Genomic DNA, 22777 nt, shown 5'->3' on the forward strand with positions numbered 1-22777 from the left:
CGAACGCACTGTAGGAACGAGGCCGCGCGGCCAGAAGATATAGTTTCACTCAGTGAACCTTTTTCTGGAGGCCGGCATGTCCGACACCATGGGCACGCAGAGTGTGAAGTCGATCGACGCGCTGCGCCGCGGGCTCGACGTGATGCTGGCCATCCAGCGCTCCTCGGCCGTCACGCTGCAGGAGCTGCACCGGCAGACCGGCGTGTCGAAAGCCACGCTGCTGCGCATCCTCAAGACGCTGCAGCAGGCGGGCTGGGTCGAGCGCAGCGAGCACGACAAACGCTATGTGCCCGCGTCGGCGACCGGCCAGTCGGGGCCTGTGGCGGCATGGCGCACGCGGCTTTCGGCGCTTGCTGCGCCTGCACGCGCCACGCTGCAGCGGCTGGTGCCATGGCCCATCGACCTGGGCGTGCGCGACGGCACGGCCATGCTCATCCTCGACACCGACCGGCCGCGCAACGGCCTGGCGGTCAACTACCGCGCGCTGGGCTTCCGGCCGCCGATGCTGCTGTCGTCGCTGGGCCGCTGCTACCTGTCGTTCTGCCCCGAGGACGAGCGGCGCGAGATCCTCGCCGCGCTGGCGCGCTCGCCGAACGACTTCGACCGCGCCGCACGGCGCCCCGAGAACGTCCGCCGCATGGTGGCGCACGCGCGCGACCTGGGCTATGTGGCGCGCGACCCCACCTCGACCAGCCTGGATTCGCCCGACCGCTTCGGCGCGGTGTCGGTGCCGCTGCGCCACGAAGACAGGGTGGTTGGCTGTCTCAGCTGCGCGTGGCTGCCGGCGGTGAAAAGCGAGCGCGAGATCGTGTCCGCGCACCTCGCCGACATGCAGCAGGCCGCGCAGAACATCGAGCGCAAGCTGGCGCAGGGCGGCTTCGAGCCGCCGCCCGCCAATGAATGAAGTGCGAGGCAGGGCCGGAGTTCAGAACTCCGCATCCAGCTCGTCGATCTCGTCGGGCTCCTGCTTCGCCGCAGCCACCCATTCCTTCATGGCCGGCAGTTCCATCACCCGCTTGCAGTAGGCCGCGCACACGCTGTCCAGCGCCACGTCGTAGCTCAGGAAACGCGTGACCACCGGCGCATACATCGCGTCGGCCATGCCCGGCTGGCTGCCGAAGAGGAACGGGCCGCCGTAGGCCTTGAGGCACTCGCGCCAAATGGCAACGATGCGGTCAATGTCGGCCTGCGCGCGCGACCACACCTTGAAGTTCTTGAAATGGGCCTTGATGTTCATCGGCAGCGCGCCGCGCATCGAGGCGAAGCCCGAATGCATCTCGCCGCAGATGGCGCGGCAGTGGGCGCGGGCCGCCACGTCGGCGGGCAACAGGCCGGCCTTGGGCTTGATCTCGTTGAGGTACTCGCCGATGGCCAGCGTGTCCCACACCTTCACGCCGCCGTGCTGCAGCGAGGGGACCAGCATCGAGGACGACAGCAGCAGCATCTCGGCTTTCATGGCCGGGTCGTCGGGCGGGATGACCTTCTCGCTGAAATCCAGCCCGGCCAGCCTGCACATCAGCCAGCCGCGCAGCGCCCACGCACCGTAGTTCTTGCTGCTGATGGTGAGAACGGGTTTGGCCATCGTCTAGCTCCTTGGGCTTTGCGCAGTTGCGTGCAAGCGCCATGCCATCTGGCTGGCCCGCAACTTGCCTGCTCGAGACCCATGCTGTACCGGGCCTACCAGAACCAAGCCGACCTGCTCTCTCCGGCGCGGCTCGCGGCGCAATACCTGGGCCAAGCCCTTTGGAAGGAAGGCACCGAACGCACCATATTGCGGCGCATGGCGGCCCAATTCGAGGTGTTCTCGCGCATGCGGCTGACCCACACCCGGCCCGACTACGGCATCCACAGCGTGGTTTCCGACGGCGCCGAGGTGGCCGTGCACGAGGAGAAAACCCTCGTCTCGCCCTTCGGCACCCTGCTGCACTTCCGCAAGAACACCGATGCGGTGCATCCGCCGGTGCTGCTGGCCGCGCCACTGTCGGGCCATTTCGCCACGCTGCTGCGCGAAACGGTGCGCACCCTGCTGCGCGACCACGACGTGTACCTGACCGACTGGCACAACGCGCGCGACGTGCCGCTGTGGCATGGCGGCTTCGGGCTGGACGACTACACGCTGCAGCTCATCGGCTTCCTGGAGGCCGTGGGCCCGGGCGTGCACATGGTGGCGGTGTGCCAGCCCTGCGTGGCCGCACTGGCCGCGACCGCGCTGATGGCCGAGGACGACAACCCCGCCACGCCGCGCAGCCTGACGTTGATGGCCGGCCCGGTCGATTGCCGCATCAACCCCACGGCGGTGAACAAGCTCGCGACCGACCGGCCCATCGACTGGTTCAGGCGCAACCTCATCAGCCATGTGCCGTGGCCGCACGCCGGCATGATGCGGCGCGTGTACCCGGGCTTCCTGCAGCTCTCGGCCTTCATGAGCATGAACCCCGAGCGGCACAAGAAGCAGTTCCAGGACATGTACAGCCACCTTGTCGAAGGCAACGTCGAGAAGGCCCGCACCATCGGCGCCTTCTACGACGAATACCTGGCGGTGAACGACCTGCCCGCCGAGTTCTACCTGGAGACAGTGGAGCGCGTGTTCCAGACCTACGACCTGCCGCTGGGCAAGCTCACCGTCGGCGAGCGCACCGTGAACCCGGCCGCCATCCGCCGCACCGCGCTGCTCACGGTGGAAGGCGAGCGTGACGACATCTGCTCCGTGGGGCAGACGGTGGCGGCGCAAGACCTCTGCACGGGCATCCGGCCCTACCTCAAGGCACACCACCTGCAGGCCGGCGTCGGGCACTACGGCGTGTTCAGCGGCAGCAAGTGGAACGCGCAGATCTATCCGCGCGTGCGCGAGACGATCCACGCCGCGGCCGAGCTGGGCTGAATTGACTACGGTTGGCGCCGCGCCCGCGCGCCCTTGCCGCTCACGCGCCGCACCGTCGCCTCGCCGGCCTGCGGCAGGCGCTCGCGCAGGAAGGCAATGAGTTCCTGCGCCACCACGTTGCGCATCGGCCCCGGCAGGTAGGCCAGCACCACGCGGCGCTCGATGCGCGGCTTCAGCAGCGGCACCACGGCCAGTTCGGGGTCGCGCAGCGACGAGGTGTACAGACGCGGCATCAGCCCCAGCGCCTGTCCGCTGCGCACCAGCGCATAGAGCGTCTCGGAATAGCTCACCCGGTACGGCTGCGCACCCTGCGCGAACTGCGCGCGCGCCGGGTTGCCCAGCGCCGGCATGCTGCCGCTCTCGAACAGCACCAGCCGCTCGCTGCCGATGGCCTCCCAGTTCGCGCCGCCGGCCGCGGCCAGTGCGTGGTCGCGCCGCACCACCAGCACCAGCGGGTCACGGAAAAGGTCGATGCAGGTCAAGCCGCCCGGCGGCTCGGTGATCGCGGCCACCGCCATGTCGATCTGGCCGCTGCGCAGTTCGGCCAGCAGCGTGTTCGACGGCGCGTCGCGCCAGGCCAGTTCCACCTCGCGCTCGCCGCCAGTCTTGAGGAATTCGCTGGCCGCCGCCGCCACGCGCGCGCTGGCCGAGGGAATCACGCCGATGCGCACGAAGGCGCGGCCGCGCTGCACTGTGCTCTCGATGTCGCGCAGCGCCACCTCGAAGGTGTTGACGAGAAAGTCGGTGCGCGCCAGCACTTCGGCGCCCACGGGCGTGAGTTCGAGCCGGTGGGTGGAACGCGACAGCAGTTCGGCGCCGAGCAGCTTTTCCATCTGCTTGATGGCATTGCTCAAAGCCGGCTGCGTGATGGCCAGCCTGCGGGCCGCGCGGCCGAACTGGCCTTCTTCCACCAGCACCGAGAAGAACTGCAGCTGGCGCAGCGTGAGCGCACGCAGGGGCAAGGCGGCCATGGGCACTTCCGGTTATTGATTCAGCGAATCAAATTATAGAAATTCAAAATTTTCCTTATGAGGCCTCCATTACTAGACTGGCCCGCATGACCAGCCCCACCCCTGCCCTGCTCACGCTGGAATCGATGCTCCGCGCCATCCCCAAGGCCGAGCTGCATTGCCACCTGTTCGGCACGGTGCGCCACGAAACCTTCAAGCAGCTCAACCAGCGCGCGGGCTCGCCGCTGGCGGCCGACGAGATCGAGGGCTTCTACACGCGCGGCGAAAAACCGGTCGGCGTGCTGCGCGTGCTGCGCGCGCTCGACGCCCAGCTGGTGCGCAGCGCCGGCGACCTCTACCAACTCACGCTCGAATACCTGCAGGACGCGGCAGCCCACAACGTGCGCTACGCCGAGTTCTTCTGGAACCCGACCGGCACGGTGCACGGCTCGGGCATTGCCTATCCGCACGCACAAGGCGCCATCGTTCGCGCCATCCACGATGCGCAGCAGGAGTTCGGCATCGTCGGCCGCCTCATCGCAGCCATCGACCGCGAAGCCAGCCCCGAGGCCGCCGTGGAGATGGTCGAATGGGTCAAGGCGCACCGCTGCGAGGAGGTGATCGGCATCGGCATCGACTACCGCGAGGTCGACCGCCCGCCGGAGCTCTTCACGCAGGCCTATGCCAATGCGAAGAAGGCCGGCCTCAAGACCACCGCGCACGCGGGCGAGTTCGGCATGCCCTGGACCAACGTGCGCACCGCGCTCGACGTGCTGCAGGTCGACCGTATCGACCACGGCTACACGGTGGTCGACCAGCCCGATTTCGCGCGCCGGTGCGCCGAGCGCGGCGTGATCTTCACCGTGGTGCCCACCAACTCGTACTACCTGCGCACGCTGGCGCCCGAGCGCTGGGCGCTGGACCATCCGATCCGCCGCATGCCCGGCCTGGGCCTGCGCATCCACCCCAACACCGACGACCCGACGCTGCACAAGGTCACGCCCACGCAGGCCTGGCTGATGATGGTGCGCGACTTCGGCTTCGGCCTGGACGATCTGCGCTGCTTCATGCACAACGGCCTCGACGGCGCGTGGATCGACGGCACGCAGCGCCGCGCATGGCGCACGCAGTGGAGCGATGAATTCGATTCGCTGCGCGCCCGCCTCGACACAGAACCCACTCCCTCCTCCCACGGATGACCCACGCCATGAACACGCCCCGTCGCCTGCTACTCGCCGCCGCGCTCTGCGCCGCCCTGCCCACCGTGGCCCTCGCGCAGGCGTGGCCCTCGGCCAAGCCCATCACGCTGATCGTGCCCTTCACGGCCGGTGGCAGCGTGGACGTGAACGCGCGCCTCGTGGCCCAGCGCCTCGGCGAGCGGCTCAAGCAGTCGGTGGTGGTGGAGAACGTGGCCGGCGCGGGTGGCGCCATCGGCGTGGCCAAGGCCGTGAACGCGGCGCCCGACGGCTACACGCTGGTGGCAGGGCCCGACAGCGCCATCGCCATCGGCAAGCTGGTGAACCCCTCGGCCTTCCGCTTCGATCCGCTGAAAGACCTGGCGCCGGTGGGCCTGCTCAACACCGCGCCGATGGTGCTGGTGGCGCGGCCCGGCCTGGAGGCCCAGACTTTCTCCGACTTCGTGAAGCTCGCGAAGGCCAAGCCCGGCAAGTACAACTACGCGACCTCGGGCGTGGGCACGGTGCTGCAGCTCGCCATGGAGCTGCTGAAGGAACGCAGCGGCATCTTCGTCACGCACGTGCCCTACCGCGGCGGCGCACAGATCGCCACCGACGTGATCGGCGATCAGGTCGACCTGGCGATGCTGGTCAGCACCAGCGCCATCCCGCACGTGAACGGCAAGCGCCTGAAGGCGCTCGGCATCACCGGCAGCAAGCGGCTGGCCGCGCTGCCCAACGTGCCCACATTCGACGAGATGCCCGGCCTCAAGGGCTTCGACATGGTGAGCTGGACCGGCATCTTCGCGCCCGCGAAGACGCCGCCGGCGGTGGTCGCGCAGATCAACCGCGAGCTCAACGCGGTGCTGCAGGAAGAAGGCGTGCGCAGCAAGCTCTTGGAGCAAGGCGCGCTGCCGGGCAACAGCACGGCCGAGTCGTTCGGGAAGTTCGTGCAGGCCGAGTACGCCCGCAACCAGAAGATCGTGCAAACCGCCAACATCAAGGAGTGAGCGCACCATGAGCTCGCCGCTGCTGTCCCGCCGCGCGCTCCTCGGCGCGTCCGCCGCCGGCCTTGCCGGCATGGCCTTCGCGCAGAGCCCCGGCCCCGCCGAGCTGGCGCAGGCGCTGGCCGGCACGCCGCTTGCACAACTGCCGCCCTCGAGCGGCAAGCGCCAGGTCATCATCGACACCGACCCCGGCCAGGACGACGCCGTCGCGCTGCTGATGGCCATGGCCGCCACCGACCGGCTCGACATCAAGGCGCTGATGGTGAGCGTGGGCAACCTGCCGCTGGCCGTGACCGCGAAGAACGCGCGCATCGTGCGCGACTGGGCCGCCCGGCCCGACATCCCGGTCTATGCCGGCTATCCGCGCCCGCTGGTGCGCGAGCCCATCTTCGCCGACGACGTGCATGGCAAGACCGGCATGGAAGGCCCGACGCTGCACGAGCCGCACGGCCCGCTGATGCCCACCCACGCGGTGCAGTACATCGTCGAGACGCTGCGCGCCGCGCCGCCGAAGAGCATCACGCTCGTGGGCCTGGGGCCGCTCACCAACTTCGCGGCCGCGCTCAACTCGGCGCCCGACATCAAACCCGCCATTGCAGAGATCGTGGTGATGGACGGCTCCTGGGGCGTGGGCGGCAACATCACGCCCGCCGCCACCTTCAACGTGTATGCAGACCCGGAGGCGGCCTCGATCGTGTTCCGCAGCGGCGTGCCGGTGACTGCCATGTCGCACGACGCGGCCCGCCGTGTGCTGGTGACGCCCGAGCGTATCGCGCCCTTTCGCGCCATGGGCAACAACGCCGGCAAGGTGGTGGCGGACATCTTCGATTCGATGATGGCGTACGGCGTGCGCCGGCGCGGCGTGGCCGTGGGGCCGGTGTACGACCCCTGCGTGATCGCGTACCTGCTGCGGCCCGAGCTGTTCAAGGGCGCCAAGGTGAGCGTGGACGTGGAGACCAAGGGGGAGTTCACGACCGGCGCGACGGTGGTCGATTTTCGCGGCTACAACCGCCGCGCGCCCAATGCGCTGTGGATCGGCGAGGCCGATGCCGAAGGCTTCCACGCGCTGCTGCGCGCGGAGATCGCGCGGCTGCCCTGAACGGGGGACGCCGCGCGGGCCGGCCGGTCAGCCGGCCTTCTCGTCCTCCGCAGGCCAATCGCGGATGTAGGCCTTGAGCATCTTGTTCTCGAAGTTCTGGCTGTCCACCACGGCCTTGGCCACGTCGTAGAAGCTGATCACGCCCATCAGCATGCGCTTGTCCATCACGGGCATGTAGCGCGCGTGGCGCTCCAGCATGATGCGGCGGATTTCGTCGAGGTCGGTTTCCAGGGTGCAGGTGACCGGCGCGTCGTCCATGGCCTTGCGCACGAGCGTGGTGCCGATCTGGCCGCCGTTCTTGACGACGGCAACGATCACTTCGCGAAAGGTGAGCATGCCGACCAGGTCGCCATGCTCCATGACCACCAGCGAACCGATGTCCTTTTCCGCCATGGTGTTGGCGGCTTCTGCCAGCAGGTCGTCTGGCGTGATGGTGAAGAGCGTATTGCCCTTGACGCGAAGGATGTCGCTGACTTTCATCGTTTGCTCCTCTCGGACTTCTATCTCGGCGGCGTGCCGATTTGAATATAGCCCACAATCGACGCCGACCTGAGCGCCCATGTCGCGGACGCATGAATTGCAGACGTAACGGGGCATTGCCAGGAGACAACGCTCAGCCACAGAAAGGCCCTCATGCCCGGTTATTCCGACCCCGGTTTCGACACCCTCGCGCTGCACGCCGGCGCCGCGCCCGACCCCACGACCGGCGCGCGGGCGGTGCCGATCCACCTGACCACCTCCTTCGTCTTCGAGTCGAGCGACCACGCGGCCGCCCTGTTCAACCTGGAGCGCGCGGGCCACGTGTACTCGCGCATCAGCAACCCGACCAACGCGGTGCTCGAGCAGCGCGTGTCGGCGCTCGAGGGCGGCATCGGCGCCATCGCCACCGCCAGCGGGCAGGCGGCACTGCACCTGTCGGTGGCCACGCTGATGGGCGCCGGCTCGCACATCGTGGCCAGCACGGCCCTGTACGGCGGCTCGCAGAACCTGCTGCACTACACGATGCGCCGCTTCGGCATCGAGACCACCTTCGTGAAGCCCGGCGACCTCGACGGCTGGCGCGCCGCGGTGCGGCCCGAGACCAAGCTCTTCTTCGGCGAGACGGTGGGCAACCCCGGGCTGGACGTGCTCGACATCCCGGCCGTGGCCGACATCGCGCACGAGGCCGGCGTGCCGCTGCTGGTCGACTCCACGCTCACCTCGCCCTACCTCATCAAGCCCTTCGACTGGGGCGCCGACCTGGTCTACCACTCGGCCACCAAGTTCCTCTCGGGCCACGGCACCGTCATTGGCGGTGTGGTGGTCGACGGCGGCAGCTTCGACTGGGAAAAGTCCGGCAAATTCGCCGAGCTGACGCAGGCCTACGACGGCTTCCACAACATGGTGTTCAGCGAGGAAAGCACCGTCGGCGCCTTCCTGCTGCGCGCGCGCCGCGAGGGCCTGCGCGACTTCGGCGCCTCGATGAGCCCGCACACGGCCTGGCTGATCCTGCAGGGCATCGAGACGCTGCCCCTGCGCATGGAGCGGCACATCGACAACACGCAGAAGGTGGTCGAGTTCCTGTCCACGCACCCGTTCGTGTCGCGCGTGGGACATCCGCTGATCGAATCGCACCCGAGCCACGTGCTCGCGCAGAAGCTGCTTCGCCATGGCGCGCGCGGCGCGGGCGCGGTGTTCAGCTTCGACATCAAGGGCAGCCGCGCGCAGGGCAAGGCCTTCATCGAAGCGCTGAAGCTCTTCAGCCACCTGGCCAACGTGGGCGACTGCCGCAGCCTGGTGATCCACCCCGCGAGCACCACGCACTTCCGCATGACCGACGAGGCGCTGGCCGGTGCAGGCATCTCGCAGGGCACGATCCGCCTGTCGATCGGCCTGGAAGACCCCGCCGACCTGATCGACGACCTGAAGCGCGCCCTGAAGGCCGCGGAAAAGGCGGGTGCCTGACATGAACTACACCGTCAACGGCCACACCGCGTACTGCTACACCGGCGGCAAGCCCTTCGATGCGGCCAGGCCCACCGTCGTCTTCATCCACGGCGTGCTGAACGACCACAGCGTGTGGATCCTGCAGAGCCGCTGGTTCGCCAACCACGGCTGGAACGTGCTCGCGGTCGACCTGCCCGGCCACTGCAAGAGCGAAGGCCCGCCGCCGGCCAGCGTGGAAGAGGCGGCGCAGTTCGTGATCGCGCTGCTCGACGCGGCCGGCGTGCAGAAGGCCGCGCTCGTCGGCCACAGTTTCGGCTCGCTGATCGCGCTGGAGGCGGCCTCGCGCGCGCCGGAGCGCATCACGCAACTCGCGATGGTGGGCACGGCCTACCCGATGGTGGTGTCGCCCGCGCTGCTCGAAAGCTCGGTGAGCGACCCGCAGCGCGCCATCGCCATGGTCAACACCTTCTCGCACTCGCTGCTGGCGCCGCCGCCCTCCTCGCTCGGCCCGGGCACCTGGCTCTACGGCAGCTCGCGCGCGCTGATGCGCCGCGTGCTCGCGAGCAACCGCGAAGCCAACGTGTTCCACATCGGCTTCAAGGCCTGCAACGACTACGCGAACGGCGAGGCCGCCATCGAGAAAGTGCAGTGCCCGGTGCTGTTCCTGCTCGGGGACGCCGACCAGATGACGCCGCCGCGCGCCACCAAGGCGCTGGTGGGCAAGGCGCGCAACGCGAAGGTGGTGACGGTGCACGCGGGCCACTCGCTGATGAGCGAGGCGCCCGACGCGGTGCTGTTCGCGCTGCGCGACTTCCTGAGCGCCTGAGCGCCGGGCGCGCGAGCGCTTATTCCGCCGCGATGCCCGCCCGGTGGGCGAGCGCGCGGTAGCGCGAGATCTCGCCTTCCATCTGCGCGCGGAATGCGGCCGCGCCGATGGCCACTGGCTCCATGCCCTGCGCGCGCAGCTGCGCCTGCAGCGCCGGGTGGCCCATGGTCGCGACCACCGTGCGAGCGAGCTTGTCGATCACGGGCGCCGGCGTGCGCGCCGGGGCGGCAAAGCCGTACCAGGCGTCGAAGGTGGCTTCGGGCAGGCCCTGCTCGGCCAGCGTGCGCACCTCGGGCAGCATGCTGGAGCGCGTCGCGCCCACGATGCCCAGCGCACGCAGCTTGCCCGCGCGCACGTGCGGTGCCACGGCTGCGACGGTATCGATGGCGATCTCGACCTCGCCGCCGATCACCGCCAGCGAACTCTGGCTGCTGCCCTTGTACGGAATGTCCTGCAGCTGGATGCCCGCGGCCAGCGCGAACAGCTCGCCCGACAGGTGAGGCCCCGAGCCGGAGCCAAAGGTGGCGTAGCGGATGCTCTTCGGTTTGGCCTTGGCCGCCGCGATGAGTTCGGGCAGCGATTGCCAGGGCTGGCCCTTGCCCACCACCAGCACCAGCGGCGTGCGCGCCACGATGGCGATGGGCGCCAGGTCGCGCACCGTGTCATAGGGCAGCCTGGCGCGCAGGGCCGGGTTCACGCTGAAGCTGGTCGAGCCCGACAGCAGAAGCGTGTAGCCGTCGGGCGCAGCCTTGGCGACCGCGTCGGTGCCGATGATGGTGGAGGCGCCGGGCTTGTTGTCGATCACGACGGGCTGGCCGAGCTGCTCCGACAGCGTCTGCCCCATGGCGCGTGCGACCAGGTCGGTGCCGCCGCCCGGTGGAAAGGGCACCACCAGCCTGATGGGCCGTTCGGGCCAGGTGCCCTGCGCGAAGGCGGGCGTGTGGAGGCCCGCGACGGCGGAAGCGGAAAGCAGCAGGCCGAAGCGGCGACGGGAGATGGCGATGTCCATGGTGCGTGTCAGGAGAGAGTGGAAGCGGATTGCGAAAGCCGACCGGCAGCCCACGGCGCGAGGCCCGGCTCGCCCAGGTCCCAGTAGAGGCCGGCCATGATCTGCAGGCCCTCGCGCGCCAGCGGCGCGAGCAGGTGCTCGTTGGGCGCGTGCTGCGCGCAGGCCGGGTACGAGTGCGGCACCCACAGCGTGGGCAGCCCCAGCAGGTCGGCGAAGACGTCGTTGGGCAGCGAGCCGGCGAGGTTGGGCAGCAGGTCGAGCCGCCGGCCGCTGCTTTCCTCGATGGACTTGCGCGCCCAACCCACCCAGGGGTTCTCCACGTCGAGCCGCGTCGCCGCGCCGGTCAGCGTGACCTCCACCTCGACCTGGCCGAAGCCGTGCGCATCGAGGTGCGCGCGAACGATCTTCTGCAGGTCCTGCCACGGCGTGCCGACCACGAAGCGCAGCTGGCAGTGCGCCACGGCCTCGGAGGGAATCGCGTTGACGGGCCGCTGCGGCGAACCCGCGCCGAGCGCCAGCACCTCGATGGTGTTCCAGGCCACCAGCCGCTCCGCCGGGCTCAGGCCGGGTTCGCCCCAGCCCTCGTCGACCTCAGGATCGTCCGCGCCGCCGCCGATGGCGATGCTGGCCAGCGCGTCGCGCACCGCCTGCGTCACCGGCGGCGGACGCAGCGCCTCGACGAGGATGCGTCCGCGCGCATCCACCAGCGAGGCCACCGCATGGCTGATGACCGTGCCCGGATTGACCAGCACGCCGCCCCAGTTGCCCGAGTGGTAGCCGCGCGGCCGGGCGCGCAGCCGCAGGCTGAAGTTGACCGCGCCACGCGAGCCGAGGAAGAGCGTGGGCCGCTGCGCGCTCACGCGCGGGCCGTCGCTGGCGATGAACAGGTCGGCGCGCAGCTTGTCGCGCTGCTGCTCGCACACCGCATGCAGGCCGGGCGAAGCGGCCTCCTCGCCCATCTCGACCAGCCAGGTCACGTTGTAGCCCAGGCGGCCGCCGCGGGCCTCCAGCGCTGCAGCCAGGCCACCGAGGTTGATGCTGTGCTGGCCCTTGTTGTCGGCCGTGCCGCGCCCGTACCAGCGCTCGCCGCGCACCGTGAGCGCCCACGGCGCCAGGCCTTCTTCCCACTGCGCGTCCTGCCCGCTGACCACATCGCCGTGGCCGTAGGTCATCACCGTGGGCAGGGCCGGGTCCTCGATACGGCGCGCGATGAGGAAGGGCCCGCCGCCGGGCACCGGATTGGCGATCACCTCGCAGGCGAAGCCCAGCGCCGCAAGCGGCGACACCAGTTCCTCGCGCAGGTAGGCCTCCAGCGCGGGCGTGGCGGCGCCGGTGTCGCTTTCGGTGCGGAAGGCGACGCGGCGCTGGAGGTCGGCGAAGAAGCCGCCCGCGTCGAAGTAGGCGGCGGCAGCGGCCAGGCTGTCTGTGCGTTGCATGAAGGGGTTCCTTGTCTGTCCATCGGGTGCAGCAAGTACAAGGCCTGCGGGCCAATGCTTCCAGCATCGTTTTGGCAAGCTACCATTGCCTTGAAGGCAATACTCCATACGCCGCCATGACGCTCCCGCTTCTCAGCATCCCGATGCGCCACTTCCTCGAAGTGGCGCGCAGCGGCTCGGTCAATCAGGCCGCAACGCGGCTTTTCGTTGCATCGTCGGCGGTGAGCCGGCAGATCGCCAAGCTCGAAGACAGCCTGGGCACACCGCTGTTCGAGCGGCATGCGCGCGGCATGGCACTGACCGCCGCCGGCGAGCGCCTGGCGGCGCATCTGCGCAATGCGCAGCTCGACATCGAGCAGGTCGTCGAACAGGTACGCGACCTCGGCGGCCAGAGCGCGCGACGCATCCGCATGGCCTGCACCGAAGGCTTCGCGGGGCACTTCATGCCGCTGGTGATGCGCAGCTTCGAGTCGGCGCACCCGGGCTGCCAGCTCGAGCTGCACGTGGGCTCGCCCGACGGCGTGAGCGCGCTGCTGGCGCGCGGCGAGACCGACATCGCGCTCAAATACGTAGTCGCCCCGGAGCCGGGCCTGAAGATCGAGCACTCGGCCACCGCGCCCGTGTATGCCGTGCTGCGGCCCGACCATCCGCTCGCGCGGCAGCGCGTGGTGTCGGTGGCCGATGCGGTGCGCTACCCGCTGGCCGTGGGCGACAAGGGCGTGACCGCGCGCCAGCTGTTCGACCAGGCCTGCAGCCTGCAGGGGCTGCAGTACCACGCGATCTTCGTGAGCAATTTTTCCTCGGTGCTGCTGCCCCTGCTGCGCACGCCCGACGTGATGCTTTCGGGCCATCTCACGGTGATGCACCTGATCGACGCGGGCACCGTGGTAGCCCGGCCCTTCGCGGAAGCGCCGCTACAGCAGCGGCAATTGCAGGTGCTGGCGCTCGAAGGCCGCACGCTGCCGACGCTGGCGCAGGACTTCGTCGAGCACCTGGTAGGCGCGATCACCAGCGCGGGCCGGCGCAAGCTCGGCCGCGCGCGGGCCGCCGCCTGAAGAAGAAGCTCAACCGAGCGCGTTGATGTCCGCCGGGTCGAGCAGCACCTTCGGTGCGCCGTTGCGCGCCACGGCCAGCATCGCGCGGCCGACCTTCTCGGTGGTCGTCACCCGGTTCGGCCACAGGCGATAGGCCAGCCCGAGCACGGGCTTGAGCACGAAGATGGCGGCATCGTAGAGCGGCGTCTTGGAGCGCACGCCATGCATCGGCTGGATCATGCCGGGGCGGAACATGTAGGCCGCCTCGAACGGCAGGCACAGCAGCGCGTTCTCGGTCGCGCCCTTCACGCGCGCCCACATGCTGCTGCCGCGCTCGCTGCTGTCGGTGCCCGCGCCCGTCACGTAGGTGAAGGTCATGCCCGGGTTGAGCCGCGCGAGCACGGTGGCTGCCGCCAGCGTCAGGTCGTAGGTGATGCGCTTGTACTCGGGCTCCTTCATGCCCACCGACGACACGCCGAGGCAGAAGAAGCAGGCATCGAAGCCCTGCAGCTGCGGCTCGATGTCGCCGTAGTCGTACATGTCCTTGTGGACCAGGTCGCGCAGCTTCGGGTTCTGCTGCCCCGTGGGGTTGCGGCCGACCGCGACGACGCTTTCCACGTCCGCCGCGAGCAGGCACTCGCGCAGCACGCCCTGCCCCACCATGCCGGTGGCGCCGAAGATCAGGACTTTCATGGCAGGCTCCGGTCAGACCGAGAAGACGGCCGGCTTCTTGTTCAGCACGGCGAGCAGCAGGTCGACGTCGAGGCTCGAGGGCTTCGGCGGCTGCAGCGCGGAGAGCATGCGCGACAGCGTCTCGGCATGCGGCAGCAGCGGGCCGAGAAAGCGCGTGCCGTCGGCACCCGCGACCAGCAGGGTCGGGAAGGTCTCGACGTCGAAGGCATCGGCGATGTCGGCGTGATCCTCGATGTCGACCCACGCAAAGCGGAACTGCGGATGCGCGCGCGCCACCTGTTCGAGCAGCGGCCGATAGTCGCGGCAGGTGCCGCACCATTCGGCGCACAGGCACACGACCCACGGCGCATCGCTGGCCGGCTCGGCGGATTCGGGGTTGCTTGGAAGGGCGCTCAAGGCTGATGCGTCGGTGGTGTGATCGGAAGGCCGGGGTGGTACGGCCGGGAGGTCGTGGCTATTATGGACAAAGCCCTCGCCCACGGGACTCGCCGGGGTTCGGGGGCACAGGAGAGTCGCATGATGAACACCTCGGCTGCCACCGGATCTGCCGTCGATCCGCGCCAATTCAAGAGCTTTGCGGAGTTCTATCCCTTCTACCTGAGCGAGCACGCCAACCTCACCTGCCGGCGCCTGCATTTCGCGGGCTCGACCTTGTCGCTGCTTTGCCTTGTGGCGCTGGTGCTCACGCTCAACCCGCTGTGGCTGCTGGCCGGGCTCGTGGCGGGCTATGGCTTCGCCTGGGTCGGGCACTTCGGGTTCGAGAAGAACAAGCCGGCCTCGTTCAAGCGGCCGCTCTATTCGTTCATGGGCGACTGGGCCATGTACCGGGACATCTGGCTGGGGCGGGTAAAAATTATCTAACTCCCTTGTAGGGAGCAAAGCCGGTTCCACGGTGTTCCCGGATCAATCCGGAACGCCACTAGATCAACAGCACGTCCCCCAGCCTCAGGGAGCGCAGCGGACCTTTCTGCCAGAGGTCTTCGAGCGGCTCGGCCTGCGGCATCAGCAGTTCCTTCAGCAGCGGCTCGACCGGCGTCGAGGGGTCCGCGAGCAGCACGTAGCGCGGGTCTTCGTTGGCGGGCTCTTCGGCGAGCGGCGCGATCCAGTCGAGCGCCACCAGTGTTTCGAGCACCGGCGCCAGTTGCAGCGCATCGACGCGCATGCGCGTGACCAGTTCGCTCGCGCCCATGCCCTTGGCCGGCATGGCCTGCGCGCGGGCCAGGTGCTGCAGCGTTTCCATGGCCAGCTGCAGCGGCCAGCCCGCGGCGCCGCCGCGCCGCGCCACGCCGGTCAGCAGGCTCGGCAGGTAGGCCGCGATGACCGCCCCGAGCAGCACGATCACCCAGGCCACGTAGATCCACACGAGCAGGATCGGCACCGTGGCGAAGGCCCCGTACAGCACCGAATACGTGGGCACGAGGCTCAGGTAGTAGCCCAGCACGCGCTTGGCGATCTCGATGGCGGCCGCCACGAAGATGCCGCCGGCCCATGCATGCGACCAGCGCACGTTGGTGTTGGGCACGTAGTGGTACAGCGAGGCCATGCCGACCGCCAGCAGCATGAATTCGAAGGTGTCGAAGAACAGCTTGACCATGCCGCGTCCCACCACGCCGCTGGTGGCCGAGACCACGTACGAGGTGGTCGACAGGCTCACTGCGAGGATGATCGGCCCCAGCGTGATGGCCGCCCAGTAGATGAGCACCCGCTGCGCGAACGGCCGCGGCGAGCGCACGCGCCAGATGTTGTTGAGTGTCTTGTCGATCGTGAGGATCAGCGCGATGGCGGTGATCAGCAGCACGACCAGGCCCGCGATGCCCAGGCCGCCGGCCTTGCTCGAGAACTGGTTCAGGTAGCCCAGCACCTGCCGCGCGATGTTGTCGGGAATCAGGCTCTCGATGAGCCAGCGCTGCAGCCGGCCCTGCATCTTCGCGAACATCGGGAAGACGGTGAACAGCGCCAGCGCCACCGTGAAGAACGGCACCATCGCGATGGTGGTCGTGAAGGTCAGGCTGCTGGCCGTGAGGCCGAGCCGGTCTTCGCGAAAACGCTCGCCCAGCACCGCTGCGGTGTTGCCCCACGGAAAGCGCGAAAGATCCCTCCAGAGTTGCCTGCGATTCATGGCGGCTATCATAGGAGTTGAACTCTCCCCCAGTCTCCGCGCACTTCGTGTCGCTGCGCCAACCCCCTCACCGGGGGCGATACCAGCGGCCCGGCAAAGCCGGTTCCGCGGTATCCCGCTCATGAACGCCAAACCGCCGCCGCTCCCGCCCTCCTCCGTTCGCGCCACCCGCTGGGCCGCCGTGGGCAGCCTCGTCGGCCTCATCGTGCTGGGCCTCGCATGGGAGCTGTGGCTGGCGCCGCTGCGCCCAGGCGGCTCGCTGCTGGCACTGAAGGTGCTGCCGCTCGTCATTCCGCTCGCAGGCCTGTGGAAGAACCGCATGTACACCTACCGCTGGGTCAGCCTGATGGTCTGGCTCTATTTCACCGAGGGCGTGGTGCGCGCCTGGAGCGACATCAACGGCGTGGGGCAAGTGCTCGCGCTGGTCGAGGTGCTGCTGTGCCTCGTGCTCTTCGCGGCCTGCGCCTGGCATGTGCGGCTGCGCTTGCGCCACGCCAAAGCTGCTGCCCGTCCACTGGAGACCTCCGCCCAATGACCACTGCCACGCCCCTGATCGAGCAACTGCGCGCCATCGTCGGCGCACCCCACGTGCTGAACGAGGGCGACCTCACCGCCTACGAGCAGGACTGGCGCAAGCGCGCGCGCGGCAAGTCGCTGGCCGTGGTGCGGCCGGCCAATGCACAGCAGGTGGCCGACGTGGTGAAGGCCTGCGCCGCGGCCGGCACTGCGGTCATTCCACAGGGCGGCAACACCGGCCTCGCGGTCGGCTCCATTCCGGACGAGAGCGGCACGCAGGTGGTGCTGAGCCTGCAGCGGCTGAACACGATCCGCGCGATCGACGCGGCCAACCTTACGATGACCGTCGAAGCCGGCTGCATCCTGCAGACGCTGCAGGAAACCGCCGAAAAGCAGGGCTACCTGTTCCCGCTGAGCCTGGCGGCCGAAGGCAGCTGCACCATCGGCGGCAACCTCGCGACCAATGCAGGCGGCACGCAGGTGGTTCGCTACGGCAACACGCGCGAGCTGTGCCTGGGCCTCGAAGTGGTCACGCCGCAGGGCGAGATCTGGGAAGGCACCAGCGGCCTGCGCAAGGACAACACCGGCTACGACCTTCGCGACCTCTTCATCGGCAGCGAAGGCACGCTCGGCATCATCACCGCCGCGACCATGAAGCTCTACCCGCTGCCTGCCGCGCAGCTCACGGCCTGGGCCGCGGTGCCCTCGCTCGACCACGCGGTCACCTTGCTGGGCCTCGCGCACAAGCACCTGGGCCCGGGCCTCACGGGCTTCGAGGTGATGGGCAAGTTTGCGCTGAGCCTGGTCGACAAGCACATGCCGCAGCTGCGCGTGCCGTTCATCAAGGACGATGCCGTGCCGTACTGCGTGCTGCTGGAAAACTCCGACAGCGAATCCGAGGACCACGCACGCGCCCGCTTCGAAGCGCTGCTCGAAACCGCGTTCGAAGACGGCTGCGTGACCGACGCGGTAGTGGCCGAGAACCTCACGCAAGCGCACCAGCTCTGGCACATCCGCGAGAGCATTCCGCTCGCACAGGCCGAGGAAGGCCTGAACATCAAGCACGACATTTCCATTCCCGTGTCACGCATCCCCGCGTTCGTGGCAGAGACCGATGCGCTGCTGGCGCGCGAGATCGCCGGCGTGCGGCTGGTGAACTTCGGCCACCTGGGCGACGGCAACCTGCACTACAACGTGCAGGCGCCGGAGAACATCGACACCAAGGCCTTCCTGAAGAACGAGGAAGAGCGCATCAACACGCTGGTGTACGACGCGGTCGAGAAGTTCGGCGGCTCGTTCTCGGCCGAGCATGGCGTGGGCTCGCTCAAGGTCGACAAGCTGGAAAAGCACAAGTCGCCGGTGGCGCTGGAGATGATGCGGGCGATCAAGCGCGGGCTCGATCCCAAGAACATCCTGAACCCGGGGCGGGTGATCCGGGTCTAGTTCGCGAGGCCGGAGCCGGCAACTCGGTGATACACTCAATAAGAATAATTCTTATTAACTCCCTCCCCCGGGATCACCGAAGCGCAGCACCGGCATCGCCAGTTCGTCGTTCCTTGCAGGAGGCGGCGATCTTGCGGGCATGACCAGCGGCCGGTTCCGGGGCCATTGTCGATGCTTGCGAGAAGGCGGCCGGATGCGCGACCTCGTCCAGGAACTTGTAGCTCACTATGCGGACCTGCGCCGACAGCTCACTCGCGACCTGAGAGACCCTCACTACGCGGCCGACATCGCGCAGTCGAGTTTCGAGCGGGTGTACGCACAGGCCACGAAGTCGCGCGGAGTCGCCCGCATCGATGCGGCGCCGGACGACATCAAGGACAACGGTGGCATCGAATCGCCTCGCGCCCTGCTCTTTCGCGTGGCGCGCAACCTGTGCGTCGATGACGCGCGGCGTCGCAAGGTGGCGCAGGACTGGGCCGGTTCGCATGCAGACGCCGGCATGCACCGGACAGTGCAGTCCAGCGAATACGTCGTCGCCCAGCAACGGGTGCTGACGCGGGTGGTCGAAACCATGGAAAAGCTGCCGCCGCGCCGCCGCGAGGTGTTCCTGCTCTTTCGCGCCTACGGCCACACGCGCGCCGAGATCGCGCAGCGGCTCAACATCACCGAGATGGCCGTGGCCAAGCACCTGTTGCGCGCCACCATCGACTGCTCGCGCGTGTTCGCAGAACTGCGCTCCGAGCTGATCGAACCCCAGGTCTTGATGAACCGCCCCGGCTTCGACGCCGCATTGGCCGAAGACTTCTCGTGAACGGCATCGTTGCGGCGAGCGCTCCGCGCGAAAGGCTGATCGAGCGCGCGCTGGCGCTGATCGTGGAAGGCGAAATGGCGCCCGGCGAGGCCGCCGGCAGCGCCCGCCTGGCACTCCATCAATGGCGCGGCAAATCGGCGGAGCATGCCGCGGCCGTCCAGGAAGCGCGCCAGCGCTGGGACGCACTCGGCGGCATGGCGAACGGCCTGCGCGCGCATTTCGAAGAGCCCGGCGGCACGTTGATGGCCCATGCGGGAGCCGCGGCGAAGTCACCGCACCGCCAGCAACGCCGCAAGATGCTGCTCTCGGTGGCGGCCCTGCTGGGCACCGGCCTCGTCGCGGGGCGCGGCGTGCAGTGGTACTGGCAGCAGCCGGTGTCCCTCGCCACCTACCGGACAGCCACCGCGCAGATGCTGAAGGTGACGCTCGCGGACGGCATCCGCGGCGTGCCGGGCAGCCGGCTCGACCTCGCGCCGCAGAGCTCCGTCGAGGTCACCCTGTACCGCAACCGCCGCCTCGTCGACATGGCTCGCGGCGAGGTGCGCTTCGAGGTCGCGCCCGACAAGGACCGCCCACTGCACGTGCAAACGCGCGCCGCCGTCATCGAGGTGGTCGGCACCGCGTTCACCGTACGCGACCGCGGCGGGCCGATCACCATAGGCGTGGAGCACGGCCACGTGCGCGTAGGTGTCGCGCCGCACCCCGGGTTCGCCGGGACCGAAGGCGCGGCGATCGACCTGTATGCGGGCGACCGCGTCGAGATCGCCGACGGCCAGGCCGGCCGCGTGCAGCAGGCCGACACGGCCGCGCTGTCCGCGTGGCGCGATGGCTGGCTGGTGTTCGAGAACACGCCGCTTGGCGATGCCCTGGCCGCGGTCAACAGCTACCGCACGCGGCCCATCGTCAGCGACAGTCCGCGCATCGATGCGATGCGGCTGTCCGGCCGCTTCCACGTCAACGACTCCGAAGGGCTGATGGCCGCGCTGCCGACGATCCTGCCGCTCACGGTCGCGCCCCGCCCCGACGGGAGCGTGACCCTGCTGGCGCGCTGACGAAAAGCCAACGCCCACCGGCCCACGCCCCGGGCACCGCCGAGCGCTTTGCCCACGGGAGCTCATGCGGCAAGGCTCTCCAGGTGGACGCGAGGCCGGTCGTCCGCGATGCGGCCCGCGCGCATTGTGATCACGCGGTCGGCCAGGTGGAAGTAGCGATCGTCGTGCGAGATCACGACCAGCAGGTGCCCCTTGGCGCGCAGCTCGGGCAGCAGCTCGGTATAGAACAGGTGGCGGAAGGTCGGGTCCTGGTCGGCGGCCCATTCGTCGAACACCAGCACCGGCCGCCCTTCCAGGTAGGCGTGCACCAGCGCGAGCCGCTTGCGCTGGCCGGTCGACAGGTCGGTGGTAGTGAAGGCGCCGTCCTTCAGGCTCACCTTGTGGGCGATCTCCAGGCGCTCCAGGTAGGGCAACGCGCGCTGCGGCAGCACCTGCATGCTGGCTTCGCCGTGCGCCTCGCCCTCGCCGGCGGCCAGGTCCTCGAACAAGTAGAAGTCGGAGAACACGGTGGTGAAGAGCTGGCGGTAGTCGTCGCGGCGCTCGGCGTCCACCGCGGCACCGTCGATCGCCACGTGGCCCTCGTGCGGCGCGTACAGGCCCAGCAGCAGCTTGACGAGCGTGGTCTTGCCGGAGCCGTTGTCGCCCACCACGAACACCATCTCGCCGCGGCGAAGCCGCAGGTCGATCGGCCCCAGCGCGAAGACCTCGCCGCCCTCGGGCGCATCGAACGCGTAGCGCACGCCGCGCAGCGCGATCTCGTGTTCGAATTTCAGCTCGCTGCCGGTGCGGCCGACGTGCAGGTGCGGCTCCGGCGTGGCAAAGCGCGCCGACAGGTCGGCAATGCGCCGGAACGCGACCCGCGCGCGCCCCACGGCAGGCAGCGCGCCCGCGATCTGGTCCATCGGCCCCTTGAGGAACAGCAGCACCAGCACGAAGCCGCTGAGCACCGCGGGCTCGGTCGGCCGGAATGAGGCCCAGCCCAGAATCAGCGCAATCAGCAGGAAGAACAGGCCCGAGCCGAATGCGGTGGCCATGACGAAGGTGTTGATCGCGCGCCCGTTGACCGCGCGGATGTTGTCGACGATGCGCTCGATCTGCCCGCCGAACATGCGCTGGCGGCGCGCGCGGTGCATGCGCAGCTCCTTGGCGCCCTCGCTGATCGCGCGATAGGCCTTGTGCAGCTGGTCTTCATGCTCGCGCGCCTTCCAGAAGCCGTTCACGCCGCGGATCTGCGCCATGGCCTGCACCATCGCACCGATCGCCAGCGCCACCACCAGCACGCCGAACAGCGGCAGCGACAGGTAGGCCAGGTAGGCCAGGCAGCCAAGTGCCGTGACGCAGGCGATCAGCGTGGCGGCGAGCGCGAACGCCACGTCGCTGACCATGTCCACGTCCTGCGACAGCACCGGCATCAGCCGGTGGGTGCGGTAGCGCTCCAGGGCATCGATGGGCGCCGAGAGAATCTTCTGCGCCAGGCTCTTGCGGACCAGCGCGACCACCCGCTGGCCGACGAAGTTGGTCGAGACATCGGACACCATGCGCCCGAACAGCGCCGCCGCGCACAGCCCGATGAAGGTCAGCAGCAGGCCGCCAGAGAGGCCGCCCTGCCGGTTGAGCACCTGGTTGATGGTGCCCAGCAGCGCGACCGTGGCCGCGCCCGCGCCGATGCCGGTGACCGCCGACAGCAGCATCCACGGCAGGAACGGCTTGAGCAGGCGTGCGAACTCGCCGTCGGAACCAGGGGCTGTTGTCATGCAAGAACTCTTTCCGCCCTCGGGCGACTGGGGCCCGGCGGCGCGGACAAGCCTTGCCGCCGGACGCGAACGTAATGGCGGCCCGCCGCGCCGGCAGAGCTGCGGACGGCAGCGGACTGCCTGTACCCCACTTGACGGGCGGCCCGCGCAAATGTTCACGCAGCAGTTCGAACACGGTGCGCATGAACACCTGCGCCGCCCAACCGTCCTAGCTTCATGCGCCCTGCAAAACGCCGCACCGCCGGTGCCCCCTCCTGCCCGACGGCCCCATGATCGCCCTGCTGGAGCCCTTGTTCCAGGGCGACCTGGCGCCGCACGGCGAGGCATTGCAGTGCGCGCCGCAGCCGCCCGCGGGCGCGCTGCACGTCGTCGATCTGGTGCGCTCGCACGGGCTGCTGGGCCACGTGCTGCGCCTGCACGCATCGCACCTCGGGGTCGAAGGCGAAGACCTGCGCGCCGTGGCGTCGTCCTGGAGCATGGCCTATCTCGGCATGCTGCTGCCACCGGTCGCGGCTGCCGCCAGCGTGCTGCAGCATGGCTTTCCCGTGGCCGCGGAGCAGGTATGGGTGCGCCTCGGCCCGCACGCCCGGCCGCTGAGCTTCCACATCCGCGAACTGGGCCGGCCGCAGCGCGGCGCGACCACCGAGGAACGCTACTCGGCGCTGCTGTGGCGGCACCTGGAGCCGCTGTTCTCGGCGCTGTGCCACCTGACAGGCATTCCGTCCAAGATCCTGTGGGGCAACGCGGCACGCAACCTCGAGCCGGTGCTCGAGCAGGCGCTTGCGCTGACCGGCGGATCGCCGCCGATCGCCCGCGACAGGCAACGGCTGCTGCACGACGCCGCCTGGCCGGCATGGACCAATCCCCTGCCCGGCCCGCAGCGCGAAGTCCGCGTGCGCCTCGAAGGCCGCGACCGGACGGTGAAGCTGCACCGCCAGTGCTGCCTTTTTCACCTGCTGCCCCGCGAAGGCCATTGCGGCGCCTGCCCGCTGTCGCCTGCGCACCGCTGACATCCCGCCCCCACTTCTTCCACCCACTACCGAGCG

23 protein-coding genes are annotated in these 22777 nt (G+C 69.2%); 14 read left to right on the forward strand and 9 right to left on the reverse strand.

Annotation, left to right across the window (positions count from 1 at the left end):
• The first annotated feature begins 76 nt into the window (after nt 1-76).
• Complete coding sequence (locus ACEN9N_RS15040) at nt 77-904, forward strand: helix-turn-helix domain-containing protein (RefSeq protein WP_495653890.1); 828 nt, start codon at nt 77-79, stop codon at nt 902-904.
• Nucleotides 905-925: 21 nt separating this feature from the next.
• Here ACEN9N_RS15040 and ACEN9N_RS15045 read toward each other — a convergent pair whose 3' ends face one another.
• A complete protein-coding gene (locus tag ACEN9N_RS15045; protein WP_413314483.1) occupies nt 926-1582 on the reverse strand; it encodes a glutathione S-transferase in 657 nt (218 codons plus the stop codon).
• 81 nt (nt 1583-1663) lie between these two features.
• On the opposite strand from ACEN9N_RS15045, the gene ACEN9N_RS15050 reads away from it, so the two are divergent.
• Nucleotides 1664-2881: a polyhydroxyalkanoate depolymerase gene (locus ACEN9N_RS15050; protein WP_413314484.1), complete on the forward strand. Its 1218-nt coding sequence runs from the start codon at nt 1664-1666 to the stop codon at nt 2879-2881.
• Between the two features lie 5 nt (nt 2882-2886).
• Here the strand turns inward: ACEN9N_RS15050 and ACEN9N_RS15055 are convergent, their stop codons facing one another.
• Entirely contained in the window at nt 2887-3852 is a 966-nt protein-coding gene (locus ACEN9N_RS15055; RefSeq protein ID WP_495653891.1) for a LysR family transcriptional regulator, read from the reverse strand.
• 86 nt (nt 3853-3938) lie between these two features.
• Between ACEN9N_RS15055 and ACEN9N_RS15060 the strand changes: the two genes are divergently transcribed.
• From ACEN9N_RS15060 to ACEN9N_RS15070, 3 genes are read left to right on the forward strand one after another with little or no spacing between them, the layout of a single operon-like run.
• Nucleotides 3939-5030: an adenosine deaminase family protein gene (locus tag ACEN9N_RS15060; RefSeq protein ID WP_413314486.1), complete on the forward strand. Its 1092-nt coding sequence runs from the start codon at nt 3939-3941 to the stop codon at nt 5028-5030.
• A gap of 8 nt (nt 5031-5038) precedes the next feature.
• Entirely contained in the window at nt 5039-6016 is a 978-nt protein-coding gene (locus ACEN9N_RS15065) for a Bug family tripartite tricarboxylate transporter substrate binding protein (protein ID WP_007835057.1), read from the forward strand.
• A gap of 7 nt (nt 6017-6023) precedes the next feature.
• On the forward strand, nt 6024-7112 hold the full coding sequence (locus ACEN9N_RS15070; RefSeq protein WP_495653892.1) for a nucleoside hydrolase: 1089 nt from the start codon (nt 6024-6026) through the stop codon (nt 7110-7112).
• A 27-nt stretch (nt 7113-7139) separates the two neighbouring features.
• Here the strand turns inward: ACEN9N_RS15070 and ACEN9N_RS15075 are convergent, their stop codons facing one another.
• The gene (locus tag ACEN9N_RS15075) at nt 7140-7592 is read right to left on the reverse strand and encodes a CBS domain-containing protein (protein ID WP_007835053.1); all 453 of its coding nucleotides are present in this window, start codon (nt 7590-7592) and stop codon (nt 7140-7142) included.
• Between the two features lie 153 nt (nt 7593-7745).
• Between ACEN9N_RS15075 and ACEN9N_RS15080 the strand changes: the two genes are divergently transcribed.
• Together ACEN9N_RS15080 and ACEN9N_RS15085 are read left to right on the forward strand one after the other, a co-directional pair.
• On the forward strand, nt 7746-9056 hold the full coding sequence (locus ACEN9N_RS15080) for an O-acetylhomoserine aminocarboxypropyltransferase (protein ID WP_413314488.1): 1311 nt from the start codon (nt 7746-7748) through the stop codon (nt 9054-9056).
• A gap of 1 nt (nt 9057) precedes the next feature.
• Entirely contained in the window at nt 9058-9864 is an 807-nt protein-coding gene (locus ACEN9N_RS15085; RefSeq protein ID WP_007835049.1) for an alpha/beta fold hydrolase, read from the forward strand.
• Nucleotides 9865-9883: 19 nt separating this feature from the next.
• Here the strand turns inward: ACEN9N_RS15085 and ACEN9N_RS15090 are convergent, their stop codons facing one another.
• On the reverse strand, nt 9884-10873 hold the full coding sequence (locus tag ACEN9N_RS15090) for a Bug family tripartite tricarboxylate transporter substrate binding protein (RefSeq protein WP_495653893.1): 990 nt from the start codon (nt 10871-10873) through the stop codon (nt 9884-9886).
• 8 nt (nt 10874-10881) lie between these two features.
• Nucleotides 10882-12309 carry a M20 family metallopeptidase gene (locus tag ACEN9N_RS15095; protein WP_495653894.1) on the reverse strand — a complete coding sequence of 476 codons (1428 nt, stop codon included), beginning with the start codon at nt 12307-12309 and terminating at the stop codon, nt 10882-10884.
• 116 nt (nt 12310-12425) lie between these two features.
• On the opposite strand from ACEN9N_RS15095, the gene ACEN9N_RS15100 reads away from it, so the two are divergent.
• Entirely contained in the window at nt 12426-13364 is a 939-nt protein-coding gene (locus ACEN9N_RS15100) for a LysR family transcriptional regulator (RefSeq protein ID WP_413314492.1), read from the forward strand.
• Between the two features lie 9 nt (nt 13365-13373).
• Here ACEN9N_RS15100 and ACEN9N_RS15105 read toward each other — a convergent pair whose 3' ends face one another.
• Together ACEN9N_RS15105 and ACEN9N_RS15110 are read right to left on the reverse strand one after the other, a co-directional pair.
• Entirely contained in the window at nt 13374-14036 is a 663-nt protein-coding gene (locus tag ACEN9N_RS15105) for an NAD-dependent epimerase/dehydratase family protein (protein WP_495653895.1), read from the reverse strand.
• 12 nt (nt 14037-14048) lie between these two features.
• The gene (locus tag ACEN9N_RS15110; RefSeq protein ID WP_007835043.1) at nt 14049-14432 is read right to left on the reverse strand and encodes a thioredoxin family protein; all 384 of its coding nucleotides are present in this window, start codon (nt 14430-14432) and stop codon (nt 14049-14051) included.
• A gap of 123 nt (nt 14433-14555) precedes the next feature.
• On the opposite strand from ACEN9N_RS15110, the gene ACEN9N_RS15115 reads away from it, so the two are divergent.
• Nucleotides 14556-14897, forward strand: coding sequence for an Mpo1-like protein (locus ACEN9N_RS15115; protein WP_413314505.1), 342 nt, complete (start codon nt 14556-14558; stop codon nt 14895-14897).
• Between the two features lie 58 nt (nt 14898-14955).
• Here ACEN9N_RS15115 and ACEN9N_RS15120 read toward each other — a convergent pair whose 3' ends face one another.
• A complete protein-coding gene (locus ACEN9N_RS15120; RefSeq protein ID WP_007835041.1) occupies nt 14956-16167 on the reverse strand; it encodes a YihY family inner membrane protein in 1212 nt (403 codons plus the stop codon).
• A gap of 109 nt (nt 16168-16276) precedes the next feature.
• On the opposite strand from ACEN9N_RS15120, the gene ACEN9N_RS15125 reads away from it, so the two are divergent.
• From ACEN9N_RS15125 to ACEN9N_RS15140, 4 genes are all read left to right on the forward strand, one after another.
• Nucleotides 16277-16690: a DUF2069 domain-containing protein gene (locus tag ACEN9N_RS15125; RefSeq protein WP_413314494.1), complete on the forward strand. Its 414-nt coding sequence runs from the start codon at nt 16277-16279 to the stop codon at nt 16688-16690.
• Nucleotides 16687-18114: an FAD-binding oxidoreductase gene (locus tag ACEN9N_RS15130; RefSeq protein ID WP_007835039.1), complete on the forward strand. Its 1428-nt coding sequence runs from the start codon at nt 16687-16689 to the stop codon at nt 18112-18114. The genes ACEN9N_RS15125 and ACEN9N_RS15130 overlap by 4 nt, the downstream gene beginning before the upstream one ends.
• 193 nt (nt 18115-18307) lie before the next feature.
• Nucleotides 18308-18925 (forward strand): RNA polymerase sigma factor, encoded by a 618-nt coding sequence (locus tag ACEN9N_RS15135; RefSeq protein WP_007835037.1) that lies wholly within the window; start codon nt 18308-18310, stop codon nt 18923-18925.
• Nucleotides 18922-19977, forward strand: a complete 1056-nt coding sequence (locus ACEN9N_RS15140; RefSeq protein WP_495653896.1) for a FecR family protein — start codon at nt 18922-18924, stop codon at nt 19975-19977. Before ACEN9N_RS15135 ends, ACEN9N_RS15140 begins: the two co-directional genes overlap by 4 nt.
• Before the next feature lie 62 nt (nt 19978-20039).
• On the opposite strand, the gene ACEN9N_RS15145 is transcribed toward ACEN9N_RS15140, so the two are convergent.
• Entirely contained in the window at nt 20040-21731 is a 1692-nt protein-coding gene (locus tag ACEN9N_RS15145; protein ID WP_495653897.1) for a cyclic peptide export ABC transporter, read from the reverse strand.
• Between the two features lie 269 nt (nt 21732-22000).
• On the opposite strand from ACEN9N_RS15145, the gene fhuF reads away from it, so the two are divergent.
• Complete coding sequence (fhuF, locus tag ACEN9N_RS15150; protein WP_413314497.1) at nt 22001-22741, forward strand: siderophore-iron reductase FhuF; 741 nt, start codon at nt 22001-22003, stop codon at nt 22739-22741.
• Nucleotides 22742-22777 lie beyond the last annotated feature (36 nt).

Source organism: Variovorax sp. Varisp46, from assembly GCF_059491885.1.